Below are 14821 nucleotides of genomic sequence, written 5' to 3' on the forward strand. Positions count from 1 at the left end.
GATGACGGTGATGTCCGAGACCACTCTCCCCGCCCGCCTAGCCGAGATCCGCGACGAGTTCCTCGAGCTCGACGAGCCCGACCGTCTGCAGTTGCTGCTCGAGTTCTCGCAGGAGCTGCCCGCTGTGCCGGCGCAGTACGCCGATCACCCCGAGATGTGCGAGCGTGTCGCGGAGTGCCAGTCGCCGGTCTACATCGTGGTCGACGTCGACGAGGCCGGACTCGTGGCGATGCACGCCACCGCGCCCGCCGAGGCTCCCACGACCCGGGGGTTCGCCAGCATCCTGGCCCAGGGTCTCACCGGCCTCTCGGTCGACGAGGTCCTGGCCGTCCCCGACGACTTCCCGCAGAGCATCGGCCTGACCCGCGCGGTCAGCCCTCTGCGCATCGCGGGGATGACGGGCATGCTCATGCGCGCGAAGCGTCAGGTGCGCGCCAAGAGCGGCGCCTGACGCGCGGCATCCGCCTCACTCCCCGGTCGCGAGTCCTCGCGCCCGCACCCACTCCGTGATCGCGCGCGTCCACCGGTCTTGGTCGTAGTTCCACAGCTTCGTGTGCCGGGCGACCGAGAACGTCTCCATCGCGACGAGGTCGGGGCGCGCCTCGGCGAGGGCATGCGAGGCGTCGCTCGGCACGAATCCGTCGTCGTCGCTGTGGAGGATCAGCACCGGATGCCGCAGTTCGTCCGCGCGCGCGACGGCGTCGAGCCGGTCGAGAGGGATGGCGGAGCCGCTCCGAGTGAGGACGGCTCCCCACTCGGATCCCAGGATTTGCTGCGCGAAGCCGAGCACGGGGGCGGGCAGTCGCAGCTCCCGGCTCTGGTAGCGCAGCACGGTGCGCCAGTCGGCGACCGGCGACTCGAGGACGAGCCCGACCAGGACGTCGCGGTGGGGTGACGAGAACTCGGTCTGGAGGCAGATCGCTCCGCCCATCGACCAGCCCATCAGCAGGATGCGACGTGCGCCCTGCCGTCGGGCGTAGCCGGTCGCGGCATCGACGTCGCGCCACTCGGTGGCGCCGAGGGCATACGTGCCCGTGCGACTGCGCGGCGCCTCGCCATCGTTGCGATACGACACGACGAGGCTCGTGATGCCGAGGTCGTGGAACACCGGCACTGCCCGCAGCGCCTCGGCGCGGGTCGTGCCCCGACCGTGCACCTGGATGACCCACACGTCGGTGTCGATGGCGGCGGGGAACTCCCACGCCGGGCAGGGGCCGACCGGGGTGCCGATGAGGGCGTTGCGGTACGGGATCTGCAGGTCGTCGGGCTTGTCGTAGTACCAGCCGCTGAAGGCGGCCGCGGGGGCGAGCTGCGCGTCCGCGGGTACGTGGGTGAGGAGCTTGCGGGTGACCGTCGCGGCATCCTCTTTCACGACGGATCCGAGCCGCAGGTAGTCGGCGGTGCCCGTGGTGAACAGGCCGTACCGGCCGGGCAGGACCGTGTCGGGTGTGCGCGAAAGAGTCACCGTCTGGGCGGCGACGTCGAGGCCCACCACCTCGATGTCGGGGATGCGGCCCGCGGGAGTCACGACGGTGCGCGCCATCCGCAACGAGACGGCTCCGAGCGCGGTGGCGCTGAGGCCCAGGGCGGCCGTCAGTGCCGTGAGGGCGATCCGCAGCGGTCCGGCCGCCGGGTGCGGGGCACGGCGCCTCGCGGCGCGCCTGGGAGCGTTCATCGAGGCCTCACTCTAGTCTGTGGCCGTGACAGACCCCCGCTCACCCGAGGCGGCGACCCCCTTCGCCCGGGCGGCCGACGAGTTGCGCGCGACGACGTTCCGCGACGACTTCGTGGTGCGCGAGATCCCCTCCCCGGCGGGTCTGGCGCCGCAGGCGCTCGCTCTCGCCGGCGATGTGCGTCCCGATGCACACGCGACGGACTCGCCGTTCGGCACCGGGCGTTTCATTCTCCTGCACGACCCCGACGAGCCTGAGGCGTGGGGTGGCGCGTGGCGCGTCGTCTGCTTCGCCCAGGCCCCCCTCGAGCCCGAGATCGGCATCGATCCTCTCTTGGCGGAGGTCGCGTGGTCGTGGCTGATCGATGCCCTCGATTCTCGCGGTGCCGAGCGTCACTCCGAATCCGGGACGGCGACAAAGACGCTGTCGACCGGTTTCGGTGCGCTCGCGGCGCAGGGCGAGGGGTCGCAGATCGAACTTCGCGCGTCATGGTCGCCGCGCGGTCCCTTCCGCCCTCACCTCGAAGCGTGGGCGGAGCTTGTCTGCATGCTCGCCGGTCTCCCACCGGGATCGGAGGGCGTTGCGGTTCTCGGAGCCCGGAGGCCCCCGCGTGAGTGAGTACACCGTCATCGAGGATGCCGCCGGTCTCGGCGTAGCGTCGCAATCCCTGGCATCCGGGGTCGGACCGGTCGCGGTCGACGTCGAGAGGGCGTCGGGATTCCGCTATTCGCAGCGGGCGTACCTCATCCAGGTGTTCCGCCGGGAGGCGGGGGTCTTTCTGTTCGACCCGTCCACGATCGAGGACTTCTCGCCGCTGCAGGAAGCCATCGGCGACGTCGAGTGGGTCTTCCACGCCGCGAGCCAGGACCTTCCGTCGCTGCGCGAACGGGGACTCGAGCCGCGGGAGATCTTCGACACCGAGCTGGGTGCGCGCCTGCTGGGTCACGAGCGGGTCGGCCTCGGCGCGGTCGTCGAGCAGACCCTCGGCATCGTCCTCGCCAAGGCCCACTCCGCGGCGGACTGGTCCACGCGTCCGCTGCCGGCGTCATGGCTCGAGTACGCGGCGCTCGACGTCGAGCATCTCATCGACGTGCGCGACAAACTCGTCGCCGAGCTCGAGGAGCAGGGCAAGACGGAGTTCGCCCGGCAGGAGTTCGAGGCCGTGCTTTCGCGTCTGCCGAAGCCGCCGCGCGACGACCCCTGGCGCCGACTGAGCGGATTGCACACCGTGCGCGGCCGGCGGTCGCTGGCAGTGGCGCGTGCGCTCTGGCAGGCCCGCGAGGACTACGCGCGCGAGCAGGACGTCGCCCCCGGCCGTCTCGTGCCCGACCGTGCCCTCGTCGCGGCGGTGCTCGCCGACCCGCAGAGCAAGCAGGCGCTCGCGGGCATCAAGGAGTTCAATGGGCGCGCGAGCCGCACACAGCTGGACCGCTGGTGGAACGCGATCGTCGCCGGTCGCGAGTCGACCGAGCTGCCGCCCGACCGCGTGCCCAGCGACACGCTCCCGCCGCCGCGCGCATGGGGCGATCGCAACCCCGACGCCGACCGCCGACTCAAGGCGGCCCGCCCGGCCGTCGAGGCCCGGGCCGAAGACCTGGGGATGCCGACCGAGAACCTCCTCACTCCCGAGACGCTGCGCCGCGTGGCGTGGACTCCGCCCACCGAGATCACCGCGGCGTCGGTCTCGACCGTTCTGGCGGAGTTGGGTGCTCGCCCGTGGCAGATTGACCAGACCGCACAGGTGATCGCCGATAGCTTTGTAGCTTCCCTCAACGAGGATCCCGAGGCAGGGGAACCGACTTCGTAGGTTCGGACAACCGATTCTTCGGGTCGCGGGGCGTTTCCTAGGCTGGTTGCATCCCAATGTATGGAGGCAGAGTGGCCGAGATGTCTGACGTCTTCTTCGTCGATGGTGTGCGAACCCCGTTCGGGCGCGCCGGCGAGAAGGGCATGTACTGGAACACCCGCGCGGACGACCTGGTCGTCAAAGCGATCATCGGGTTGATGGAGCGCAACGGCACGGTGCCGAAGGATCGGATCGACGACGTGGCCATCGCCGCGACGTCGCAGACCGGTGACCAGGGCCTCACCCTCGGACGCACGGCGGCGATCCTCGCGGGTCTGCCGATGACCGTGCCGGGACTCGCGGTCGAGCGCATGTGCGCCGGTGCGATGACGAGCGTCACCACGATGGGCGCCTCGATCGGCGTCGGCATGTACGACCTCGCCCTCGCGGGCGGTGTCGAGCACATGGGCCGGCACCCCATCGGGGCCAACGCCGACCCGAACCCGCGCTTCGTCGCCGAGAAGCTCGTCGACCCGGGTGCGCTGAACATGGGCGTGACCGCCGAGCGCATCCACGACCGCTTCCCGCACCTCACGAAGGAGCGTGCGGACCGGTTCGGCATGGCCAGCCAGCACAAGGCGCAGGCGGCGTACGAGGCCGGCAGGTTCCAGCCCGACCTCGTCCCGGTCGCGATCAAGGATGCCGAGGGCGCCTGGGGCCTCGCCACTGAGGACGAGGGGCGCCGCCCCGAGACGACCCTCGAGGGGCTGGCATCCCTCAAGACGCCCTTCCGCCCGCACGGCCGTGTGACCGCCGGGACGTCCTCGCCGCTCACGGACGGCGCGACGATCAGCCTGCTCGCGGGCGCGGATGCCGTGAAGGAGTTCGGCCTCACGCCCAAGATGCGGATGGTCTCGTTCGCGTTCGCCGGCGTGCAGCCCGAGATCATGGGCATCGGCCCGATCCCCTCGACGGAGAAGGCGCTCAAGAAGGCCGGGCTCACGATCGACGACATCGGTCTGTTCGAGCTCAACGAGGCGTTCGCGATCCAGGTCATCTCGCTGCTCGACCACTTCGGCATCGCCGACGACGACCCGCGCGTGAACCCGTGGGGCGGCGCGATCGCGCTCGGCCACCCGCTCGCGGCATCCGGTGTCCGTCTCATGATCCAGCTCGCCGCGCACTTCGCCGAGCGCCCCGACGTGCGGTACGGCCTCACGGCCATGTGCGTCGGTCTCGGGCAGGGCGGTTCGGTGATCTGGGAGAACCCGTTCTTCGACGGAAAGAAGAAGCGCAAGTGACCGACTACTCCGCGATCGATTTCTCGCCCCTCGACGGACTCAGCGCCGACGAGGTCGTGACGCACTCTCCCGTGCGCGACGTGCGCCTGCCCTCGGGCAACGTCGTCGCGCTGGTCACGCTCGACAACGGCCGCGACCACACCCGCCCGAACACGCTGGGTCCGGCGACCCTCGCCGAGCTCGGTCGCACGCTCGACACGCTGAAGCAGCGGGCCGCGGCCGGAGAGATCCACGCCGTCGCGATCACCGGGAAGCAGTACATCCTGGCCGCCGGCGCCGACCTCTCCGAGGTGGCGAACCTGCCGTCGAAGGACATCGCGCGCCTCATCGCCCAGCGCGGGCACCAGGTGCTCGGCTCGCTGTCCGAGCTGGGTGTTCCGTCGTTCGCGTTCGTCAACGGCCTCGCCCTCGGCGGCGGTCTCGAGATCGCGTTGAACTCGACCTACCGCACGGTCGACGCGTCGGCTGCGGCGATCGCGCTGCCCGAGGTGTTCCTCGGCATCATCCCCGGCTGGGGTGGCGCGTACCTGCTGCCGAACCTCATCGGCATCGAGAACGCGCTCGAGGTCGTGGTGTCGAACCCGCTCAAGCAGAACCGGATGCTCAAGCCCCAGCAGGCCTTCGACCTCGGGATCATGGATGCCATCTTCCCGGCGGCTTCGTACCTCGAGGACTCGCTGCGCTGGGCCGACGGCGTCCTCACCGGTCGCGTCAAGGTCGAGCGGAAGAACGAGCCGGGCAAGATCGAGCGCCTCACGAAGTGGCCGATCGCGATCAAGGTCGCGCGCGGCATGCTCGAGTCGAAGATCGGCACGGTCCCCCGCTCCCCCTACGTCGCGCTCGATCTGCTCGACAAGGCCAAGAGCGGCACGAAGGCCGAGGGCTTCGCCCGCGAGGACGAGGCTCTCGCCGACCTCATCGCCGGCGACCAGTTCGCGGCATCCATGTATGCGTTCGACCTCGTCCAGAAGCGTGCGAAGCGGCCGGTCGGCGCCCCCGACAAGGCGCTCGCGAAGAAGGTGACGAAGGTCGGCGTGATCGGTGCGGGCCTCATGGCCTCGCAGTTCGCGCTGCTGTTCGTGCGGAAGCTGCGGGTTCCCGTCGTCATCACCGACCTCGATCAGGGACGCGTCGACAAGGGCGTGGCATCCATCCGCGAAGAGATCGGCAAGCTCGAGGCGAAGGGTCGGCTCGACGCCGACACCGCCAACCAGCTGCGCGCGCTCGTGCACGGCACGACCGACCGCGGAGAGTTCGCCGACTGCGACTTCGTCATCGAGGCCGTGTTTGAGGAGGTGGGCGTCAAGCAGGAGGTGTTCTCCGCGATCGAGAAGATCGTCGCCGAGGACACGATCCTCGCGACGAACACCTCGTCGCTCTCGGTCGCCGAGATCGGTTCGGCGCTCGAGCACCCCGAGCGGCTCGTCGGCTTCCACTTCTTCAACCCCGTCGCGGTCATGCCGCTCATCGAGGTCGTGAAGACGGATGCCACCTCCGACGCCGCGCTGTCCACGGCGTTCGTCGTCGCCAAGGGCCTCGGCAAGAACGCGGTGCTGACCGCCGACGCGCCCGGGTTCGTCGTCAACCGCCTGCTGGCGAAGGTCATGGGCGAGGCCGCGCGCGCGGTGTACGAGGGCACGCCGATCACGGTCGTCGAGAAGGCGTTCGCGCCGCTCGGGCTCCCGATGGGGCCGTTCCAGTTGATCGACCTCGTCGGCTGGAAGGTCGCCGCCCACGTGCAGGACACGATGGCGGGGGCGTTCCCGGAGCGCTTCTTCGCGTCCGAGAACTTCCACGAGCTCGCGGCGCTGCCCGAGGTCGTCGAGAAGGACAAGGGCGGCCGCGTCACCGGCTGGACCAAGGCGGCGCAAAAGGTGCTCGTCACCGGCAAGACGCCGGTCGCGCCCGAGACGATCCTCGCCCGCGTGCAGGACGGCCTCGCGCAGGAGATCAAGATCATGCTCGACGAGGGCGTCGTGCCCGAGGTGCAGGACATAGACCTGTGCCTCATCCTCGGCGCCGGCTGGCCGTTCATCGACGGCGGTGCCTCGCCCTACCTCGACCGCGAGGGGGCGTCGGAGCGCGCCTTCGGCGACACGTTCCACCACCCGCCGATCCGCGGCATCGGCGGCTGAGAGCCGGAGAACGACAGCGGCGCCGTCCCCGAGGGGGCGGCGCCGCTGTCGTTCGTGCGGGTGTTCGGCGCGCGGTGTCGGTGGCTCGTCACCAGATCACGTGACCTGGCCGACCCGACACGTCGTTGCGCGCCATAACGGGTACGCTCGGCCATTTCACGTGAATTGGGCGCGTTACGGGCGGGTCTTCTCCCACTCCTCCAGCGTCGGGATGGCGCCGGTGGGCGTCTGCCGCGCCATCGGGATGCGCGTGCCGAGCACCTGGGCCACGACGTCATGGGCGATCTTGGATGCCGTGAGTCCGGCATCCTCGAGGATCTGCTCGCGCGTGGCGTGGTCGATGAACTCGTCGGGGATGCCGAGCTCGTCCACTGCCGTGTCGACACCGGCCTCGCGCAGCACCTGACGCACGCGGGTACCGACGCCGCCGACCCGGATGCCGTCCTCGATCGTGATGACGAGGCGGTGGGAGCCCGCGAGCTCGACGATCGAGGGCTGTACGGGGATCGCCCAGCGGGGGTCGACGACCGTCGCTCCGATTCCCTGGGCCCTCAAGCGCTCCGCGACCTCCATCGCCAAATGCACCATGGGGCCGATGCCGACCAGCAGCACGTCGTCCGACGACCCGCGCGCGAGCACGTCGACGCCGTCGGGCAGGCGCTCGATCGCGTCGAGGTCCGCGGGGACGCCGCCCTTCGGATAGCGCACGACGGTGGGGGCGTCGGCTACGGCGACCGCCTCGCGGAACTCCTCGCGCAGGCGGGTCGCGTCGCGCGGCGCGGCGATTCGGATGCCGGGTACCAACTGCAGCATCGCCAGGTCCCAGATGCCGTGGTGGCTCGGGCCGTCCGGCCCGGTCACTCCCGCGCGATCCAGGACGAACGTGACGCCGGCCTTGTGCAGGGCGACGTCCATCATGACCTGGTCGAAGGCGCGGTTCATGAACGTGGCGTAGAGCGCCACGACGGGGTGGAGACCGCCGAAGGCCAAACCGGCTGCGGAGGCCACGGCGTGCTGCTCGGCGATACCGACGTCGTACACGCGCTCGGGGAAGCGATCGGCGAACGGCTGCAACCCGGTGGGCCGCAGCATCGCGGCCGTCATCGCGATGACGTCTTCGCGTTCGGCGCCCACCGCGGCGAGCTCGTCGGCGAACACGTCGGTCCACTGCGGGCCGCTGCCCGAGCCGAGGGCCTCGCCCGTGACCGGGTCGATCTTGCCGACGGCGTGGAACTGATCGGCGGCGTCGCTCATCGCCGGGGCGTAGCCGCTGCCCTTGTCGGTGATCGCGTGCACGATGACGGGCGCACCGTAGGACTTCGCCAGTTCGAGGGTCTCGAGCAGCGACTCGAAATCGTGGCCGTCGATGGGCCCCAGGTACTTGATGTCGAGGTTGCTGTACAGCGCCTCGTTGTTCGTGAAGCGCGAGAGGAAGCCGTGCGTTCCGCCGCGAACCCCGCGGTACACGGCGCGGGCGGCCGGTCCGAGGCGTCGGAAGAGCGTGGCCGAACTCTGGTGCAGGTGACGGTAGGCCTCGTTCGTGCGCACGCGGTTGAGGTAACGGGCCATGCCGCCGATGGTCGGGGCGTAGGAGCGGCCGTTGTCGTTGACGACGATGACGAGGTTGCGGTCGTTGTCGTCGCTGATGTTGTTCAGCGCCTCCCACGTCATACCGCCGGTGAGCGCGCCGTCGCCGACGACGGCGATGACGTGGCGGTCCTTGCGGCCGGTCCGCGTGAACGCCCGGGAGACGCCGTCGGCCCAGCTCAACGAGCTCGACGCGTGCGAGGACTCGACGATGTCGTGCTCGCTCTCGGAGCGCTGCGGGTAGCCGGCGAGGCCGCCGCGCGACCGCAGGTTCGCGAAGTCCTGACGGCCGGTGAGGATCTTGTGCACGTACGACTGGTGGCCGGTGTCGAAGATGATCGGGTCGGCCGGCGAGTCGAAGACGCGGTGGAGGGCGATCGTCAACTCGACGACGCCGAGGTTGGGGCCGAGGTGACCGCCGGTGCGGGCGACGTTCTCGACCAGGAACGAACGGATCTCGGCCGCGAGCTGCCGCAGCTGATCGGGGGTGAGACCGTCGAGGTCACGGGGGCCGTGGATGCCGGGTAGGAGAGCCATGTGACTCCTCTCGTGCGGTGCGCACAGAGGTCTGCGCGTCTGTCGATTCTAGTCTCGGCGCCCGGAAAGGGCCCGGCAATGGCTTGCCAGCGAGCGATCGATGGTGTCGGGAAACGCAACCGCGCCCCGGGGGCCTAAGCTCCCGGGGCGCGGTCGAGGCGGGGGTCAGACGAGCGAACGCAGCACGTACTGCAGGATGCCGCCGTTGCGGTAGTAGTCGGCCTCACCGGGGGTGTCGATGCGGACCACGGCGTCGAACGTCACGGTCTGCTTGCCCTCGGGCGAGAACTCGCTCGGCTCGGCGGTGACCTTCACCGTCTTGGGGGTCACGCCCTCGTTGAGCTGCTCGAGGCCTTCGATCGAGACGATCTCGGTGCCGTCGAGGCCCAGCGACTTCCAGCTCTCGCCCGCGGGGAACTGCAGCGGGACGACGCCCATGCCGATGAGGTTCGAGCGGTGGATGCGCTCGAAGCTCTCGGTGATGACCGCCTTGACGCCGAGCAGGTTCGTGCCCTTCGCCGCCCAGTCGCGCGACGAGCCGGAGCCGTACTCCTTGCCGCCGAAGATGACCAGCGGGGTGCCCTGCGCCTGGTAGTTCTGGCTCGCGTCGAAGATGAACGACTGCGGACCACCGGGCTGCGTGAAGTCACGGGTGTACCCGCCCTCGACGACCTTGCCGTCGTTGACCGCGGCGGTCAGCTCGTTCTTCAGGCGGATGTTCGCGAACGTGCCGCGGATCATGACCTCGTGATTGCCCCGGCGCGAGCCGTAGGAGTTGAAGTCCTTCTGCGCGACGCCGTGCTCGGTGAGGTACTGCGCGGCGGGCGTGCCCGCCTTGATGTTGCCGGCCGGGCTGATGTGGTCGGTCGTGACCGAGTCGCCGAGGGCCGCCATGACGCGCGCGCCGCTGATGTCGCTGACCGGGGACGGCTCCATCGACATGCCGTCGAAGTAGGGCGCCTTCCGGACGTAGGTCGAATCGGCATCCCACTCGAAGATCGGGCCGGTCGGGGTGGGCAGGTTCTTCCAGCGCTCGTCGCCCTCGAAGACGGTGGCGTACTGCTGGATGAACTGCTCGCGTGAGATCGACGCGTCGATGATGGTCTGGACCTGGTCGGGCGCCGGCCAGATGTCCTTGAGGAAGACGTCCTCGCCGTTCTGGTCCTTGCCGAGGGGGTCGGTCTCGAAGTCGAAGTTCATCGAGCCGGCCAGGGCGTAGGCGACCACCAGCGGCGGGGATGCCAGGTAGTTCATCTTCACGTCGGGGCTGATGCGACCCTCGAAGTTGCGGTTGCCGGAGAGGACGGCCGTGACGGCGAGGTCGTTCTCGTTGATCGCCTCGGAGACCTCCTCGATGAGGGGGCCGGAGTTTCCGATGCAGATGGTGCAGCCGTAGCCGACGGTGTAGAAGTCCAGACCCTCGAGCGCCTTGTCGAGACCCGACTTCTCGTAGTAGTCGGTGACGACCTTCGAGCCGGGGCCGAGCGTCGTCTTGACCCACGGCTTGCGCTTCAGGCCCTTGTCGACGGCGTTCTTGGCGAGAAGACCCGCCGCGATCATGACGGAGGGGTTCGACGTGTTCGTGCAGGACGTGATGGCGGCCAGGGTGACCGCGCCGTTGTCGAGCAGGTACGACTGGCCCTCGGGCGTGGTGACCTTGACGGGCTTCGACGCGTTGGCGGGGTGTCCGGAGGAGATGAGAACCTCACCGGTGTGGGTGTGCTCGTCGCCCGGCACGGGGCCCGGGTCGGAGGCGGGGAACGACTGGTCGCTCTCGAGGTCGACGATCGAGTCCGAGGTGGACGCGGCGGCGTAGTTGAGGATGTCCTTCTCGAACTGCGACTTCGCCTCGGACAGCAGGATGCGGTCCTGGGGACGCTTCGGGCCGGCGATCGAGGGGACGACGGTGGAGAGGTCGAGCTCCATGTACTCGCTGAAGACGAGCTCGCGCGCCGCGTCGTGCCAGAGCTTCTGCTCCTTGGCGTAGGACTCGACCAGCGCGACGGTCTGCTCGTCGCGGCCGGTGAGGCGCAGGTAGTCGAGCGTGACGTCGTCGATGGGGAACATCGCCGCGGTCGAACCGAACTCGGGGCTCATGTTGCCGATGGTCGCGCGGTTGGCGAGCGGCACGGATGCCACGCCCTCGCCGTAGAACTCGACGAACTTGCCCACGACGCCGTGCTTGCGCAGCATGTCGGTGATCGTGAGGACGACGTCGGTCGCGGTGACGCCGGCGGGGATCTCGCCGCTGAGCTTGAAGCCCACCACGCGCGGGATGAGCATCGACACGGGCTGACCGAGCATCGCGGCCTCGGCCTCGATGCCGCCGACGCCCCAGCCCAGGACGCCGAGGCCGTTGACCATCGTGGTGTGCGAGTCGGTGCCGACGCAGGTGTCGGGGTAGGCGCGCAGGACGCCGTCGACGGAGCGGTCGTAGACGACCTTGGCCAGGTGCTCGATGTTCACCTGGTGGACGATGCCGGTGCCCGGGGGCACGACCTTGAAGTCGTCGAACGCGGTCTGGCCCCAGCGGAGGAACTGGTAGCGCTCACCGTTGCGCTCGTACTCGATCTCGACGTTGCGCTCGAGGGCGTTCTCGCTGCCGAAGAGGTCGGCGATGACCGAGTGGTCGATGACCATCTCGGCCGGCGAGAGCGGGTTGATGCGGTTGGGGTCGCCGCCGAGGGCCGTGACGGCCTCGCGCATCGTGGCGAGGTCGACGATGCAGGGGACGCCGGTGAAGTCCTGCATCACGACGCGCGCGGGCGTGAACTGGATCTCGGTGTCGGGCTCGGCATCCGGGTTCCAGGATCCGAGGGCGCGGATCTGTTCCGCGGTGACGTTCGCGCCGTCCTCGGTGCGGAGGAGGTTCTCGAGCAGCACCTTGAGGCTGAACGGGAGCTTCTCGAACCCGGGGACGGTGTCGATGCGGAAGATCTCGTAGTCGGTGCTGCCGACCGTCAGGGTGCTCTTGGCACCGAAGCTGTCAACCGTGGACACGATCGTCTCCTTCGTCGGCGTATGCGCAGGCGTCGGCCCGCCCTCTCCCATCTTCCCCGGGGTGTGCGGACGATGCCAGGAAGGCGGACCTAACCGCGGAGCAAGGGAGATTTATCTTGATATCAAGATAAATATATCAGGCCTCGCGACGTGGGGAGAGAGCCCGCACGGCGAGCCACGTGACCGCGAGCATGGGAGCGAACAGGGGCAGGCCCATGATGATCTTCAGGGTTCCGAGTGCGGTGACGTCGCCGGCGAAGTACAGCGGGAGCTGAACGATCAATCGCGCGGCGAACAGGGCCGCCCACCCGAGCGACAGCCAGGAGAACACGCGGCGCTGGCGCTTGTCGGCGCGCCATGAGGTGCCCTCTCCCAGCAGGTAGCCGGCCGCCAGACCGATGAGGGGCCAGCCGACGAGCACCGACACGAGGAACGCGGTGCCGTAGGCGCCGTTCGTGAAGAACCCGAAGACGAAGTTGTCCTGCCCGCGACCGGTGAACAGTGCCAGAACGGCGGCTGCGACGGTGGCGAACAGGCCGCCGATGGCGGCGCTCGGCGGCGACTTGGCGACCAGGCGGGCGATCGTGAAGACCAGGGCCAGCCCGACCGAGACGCCGAGGCTCAGCAGCAGATCGCCCTGGCGCGTCTCGGGATCGATCGTGACGGTGAACAGCACGACGAAGGCCAGCGACGGCAGGACGGATTCCAGGATGCCGCGCCACCCGCCCATCGCCGACCACACGGCGGCGCCGGTCGAGGAGTGCTTCGACGGGTCCAGTCCCGCCCGGCGCGCGGCGCTGCCCAGTGCCGCCGACACGCTGTCGGCCGCCGAGGGGGGCTCGAGCGGGACGCGGTCGGCGTCGTCGGGGCGCGGAGCGTCGCTCATGCCGTGCCGGGGGCGGACGGCATCCGCAGGGGGATCAGATCGCGGGGCGGCATGGGCGATCCGCCGCGGACGACGACGATCGAACGGAAGAGGTCTTCGACTGCCGCGGCCGCCTCGACGTCGGATGTCGCGGCTCCCCCGATGACGCCGCGCAGGAACCAGCGCGGTCCGTCGACGCCGACGAAGCGGGCGAGGCGCTTGGCCGAGCCGTCGGCACCGGCCACGACCGGGACCTCGGCGAGGAGCTCGGGGCCCAGCGGGCCCTCGCGCTCCTCGACCCGGCCGCCCTGCTGCTTGACCTGCTGGCGGATCTGATCCCGCGTCTCGGCCCACAGTCCGCTCGTGCGGGGCGCCGCGAACGGCTGCACTTGCAGAGTGGAATCGGCGTAGTCGAGACCGACGGCCACGATCCGCTTGGTCTGCTCCTCGACCTCGAGGCGAAGGTTGAGTCCTTCGCGCGGCAGGATCTTGATACCGCCGAGGTCGATGTAGGGGCGGACGGCGTTCGCCTCGGCCTCGTCGAAGGGGCCCGCGGTCTCGCGGTCCACGGGACCGCTCTTGGCGGGCGGCGCGGCCTCGATCTGCTGGTCGGATTCGTCGGTCATCGGGTGCTCCCTGAAGGGGTCTGGTAGCCGCTGGATCCGAAGCCGCCCTGCCCGCGCACGCTGGCGGGGAGGTCGTCGACCGGGATGAAGCGCACGGGCGGGACGGGCATGACGATCAGCTGCGCGATGCGGTCGCCGACCGCGATCTCGTACGCGTCGTCGAGGTCGGTGTTCAGAAGGGCGACCTTGATCTCACCGCGGTAGCCCGCGTCGATCGTGCCCGGCGAGTTGACGATCGTGATCCCGTGCTTGGCGGCCAGGCCGCTTCGCGGGACGACGAATGCGGCGTACCCGTCGGGCAGGGCGATCCGCACGCCGGTGGAGATGAGCGCGCGGCGACCGGGCTGCAGCGTCACCGCCTCGGCGGCGACGAGGTCGGCTCCGGCATCGCCGGGGTGGGCGAAGACCGGGGGCTCGGATGCGACAATGAGGACGTCCACCGTTTCGGTCACCCCACGAGGGTAATGCAGAAGAGGGGGTGCGGCATCCGCACCGGAATCGAGTACCGCGAACGCCTGAGCCCATCGCTGTGGGCTCTCGGCGCGGCAGCCGTCTGCGGCCCGATGGCGGCGCTGGTCTTCTCGCCCATCGACACCACGCTCGCCCTGATGGTCGGACTCGTGGTGGGCGTCGGGATCGTCGCGGCGCTCGTCGCGCTCTCCCCCCTTGTCGAGGTACGCGACGGCGAACTGCACGCCGGTCGGGCGCACATCCCCGTGGAGCTCCTCGGGGTTCCCGCGGGAGTCGTGGCCGAAGAGGCGCGAACGGCCCGCGGGAGTGGTCTCGACCGGCGGGCCTGGCACGTCATCCGAGGCGGGATCGACGGGATCGTCACGGTACCCGTGACCGACCCCGATGATCCGACTCCGATGTGGGTGGTGTCCACCCGGACGCCGGATCGCCTCGTCGCGGCGATCCAGCGCGCTCAGGTCAGGCTGCGCACTCCAGGCAGATGAAGCCGGAGCCGCTCTCCTCGGCGATCTGGGAGCGGTGCTTCACCAGGAAGCAGTTCATACAGGTGAACTCGTCTTCCTGAGCGGGAAGCACGACGACGTCGAGCTCGATGTCCGACAGGTCGGCCCCGGGCAGTTCGAAGCCCGAAGGGTTGTCGGCATCCTCGTTGTCGATCGACCCCGACGTCTTGTCGGGCACGCGCTCCTTGAGGGCCTCGATCGACTCGCTGTCGTCCTCGGTCTTGCGCGGTGCGTCGTAATCGGTGGCCATGCGTGAAGGTCTCTACTTCCGGTTTTCTGTGGTGCATCGCCCGAACGGGCGGCCATAGTTTGCATGACCCGACCCCGATAAGCAAAT

13 protein-coding genes are annotated in these 14821 nt (G+C 69.6%); 6 read left to right on the forward strand and 7 right to left on the reverse strand.

Annotated features, from left to right (window positions below):
• The first annotated feature begins 10 nt into the window (after window positions 1-10).
• Window positions 11-451 (forward strand): SufE family protein, encoded by a 441-nt coding sequence (locus tag AC3E6M_RS03575; protein WP_138172569.1) that lies wholly within the window; start codon window positions 11-13, stop codon window positions 449-451.
• A 15-nt stretch (window positions 452-466) separates the two neighbouring features.
• Here the strand turns inward: AC3E6M_RS03575 and AC3E6M_RS03580 are convergent, their stop codons facing one another.
• Window positions 467-1675 (reverse strand): alpha/beta hydrolase family protein, encoded by a 1209-nt coding sequence (locus AC3E6M_RS03580; RefSeq protein ID WP_490529058.1) that lies wholly within the window; start codon window positions 1673-1675, stop codon window positions 467-469.
• Window positions 1676-1700: 25 nt separating this feature from the next.
• On the opposite strand from AC3E6M_RS03580, the gene AC3E6M_RS03585 reads away from it, so the two are divergent.
• The 4 genes from AC3E6M_RS03585 (at window position 1701) to AC3E6M_RS03600 (ending at window position 6895) form a co-directional block, all read left to right on the forward strand.
• Window positions 1701-2291 carry a DUF3000 domain-containing protein gene (locus AC3E6M_RS03585; RefSeq protein WP_394529552.1) on the forward strand — a complete coding sequence of 197 codons (591 nt, stop codon included), beginning with the start codon at window positions 1701-1703 and terminating at the stop codon, window positions 2289-2291.
• Complete coding sequence (locus AC3E6M_RS03590; RefSeq protein ID WP_490529059.1) at window positions 2284-3480, forward strand: ribonuclease D; 1197 nt, start codon at window positions 2284-2286, stop codon at window positions 3478-3480. The genes AC3E6M_RS03585 and AC3E6M_RS03590 overlap by 8 nt, the downstream gene beginning before the upstream one ends.
• Window positions 3481-3551: 71 nt before the next feature.
• On the forward strand, window positions 3552-4760 hold the full coding sequence (locus tag AC3E6M_RS03595; RefSeq protein WP_490529060.1) for a thiolase family protein: 1209 nt from the start codon (window positions 3552-3554) through the stop codon (window positions 4758-4760).
• Window positions 4757-6895 carry a 3-hydroxyacyl-CoA dehydrogenase NAD-binding domain-containing protein gene (locus AC3E6M_RS03600; RefSeq protein WP_490529062.1) on the forward strand — a complete coding sequence of 713 codons (2139 nt, stop codon included), beginning with the start codon at window positions 4757-4759 and terminating at the stop codon, window positions 6893-6895. Before AC3E6M_RS03595 ends, AC3E6M_RS03600 begins: the two co-directional genes overlap by 4 nt.
• Window positions 6896-7069: 174 nt before the next feature.
• Here the strand turns inward: AC3E6M_RS03600 and dxs are convergent, their stop codons facing one another.
• The 5 genes from dxs to dut all read right to left on the reverse strand — a co-directional run bounded on the left by dxs (window position 7070) and on the right by dut (window position 13962).
• Window positions 7070-9019, reverse strand: a complete 1950-nt coding sequence (dxs, locus tag AC3E6M_RS03605; RefSeq protein WP_490529063.1) for a 1-deoxy-D-xylulose-5-phosphate synthase — start codon at window positions 9017-9019, stop codon at window positions 7070-7072.
• 165 nt (window positions 9020-9184) lie between these two features.
• Window positions 9185-12019: an aconitate hydratase gene (locus tag AC3E6M_RS03610; RefSeq protein ID WP_490529064.1), complete on the reverse strand. Its 2835-nt coding sequence runs from the start codon at window positions 12017-12019 to the stop codon at window positions 9185-9187.
• 136 nt (window positions 12020-12155) lie between these two features.
• Window positions 12156-12905, reverse strand: coding sequence for a DUF3159 domain-containing protein (locus AC3E6M_RS03615; RefSeq protein ID WP_138172561.1), 750 nt, complete (start codon window positions 12903-12905; stop codon window positions 12156-12158).
• Window positions 12902-13510, reverse strand: coding sequence for a DUF3710 domain-containing protein (locus AC3E6M_RS03620; protein WP_138172560.1), 609 nt, complete (start codon window positions 13508-13510; stop codon window positions 12902-12904). The genes AC3E6M_RS03615 and AC3E6M_RS03620 overlap by 4 nt, the downstream gene beginning before the upstream one ends.
• Window positions 13507-13962, reverse strand: a complete 456-nt coding sequence (gene dut / locus AC3E6M_RS03625; RefSeq protein ID WP_490529065.1) for a dUTP diphosphatase — start codon at window positions 13960-13962, stop codon at window positions 13507-13509. The genes AC3E6M_RS03620 and dut overlap by 4 nt, the downstream gene beginning before the upstream one ends.
• Window positions 13963-13974: 12 nt before the next feature.
• Here dut and AC3E6M_RS03630 point away from each other — a divergent pair, with 12 nt between their 5' ends.
• Window positions 13975-14466 carry a DUF3093 domain-containing protein gene (locus AC3E6M_RS03630; protein WP_490529066.1) on the forward strand — a complete coding sequence of 164 codons (492 nt, stop codon included), beginning with the start codon at window positions 13975-13977 and terminating at the stop codon, window positions 14464-14466.
• On the opposite strand, the gene AC3E6M_RS03635 is transcribed toward AC3E6M_RS03630, so the two are convergent.
• Window positions 14441-14734 (reverse strand): DUF4193 domain-containing protein, encoded by a 294-nt coding sequence (locus AC3E6M_RS03635; RefSeq protein WP_138172557.1) that lies wholly within the window; start codon window positions 14732-14734, stop codon window positions 14441-14443. The two genes, AC3E6M_RS03630 and AC3E6M_RS03635, sit on opposite strands and share 26 nt — an antisense overlap.
• Window positions 14735-14821: the final 87 nt, after the last annotated feature.

This window comes from Microbacterium sp. SCPM-O-B-15248 (M128) (assembly GCF_058214835.1).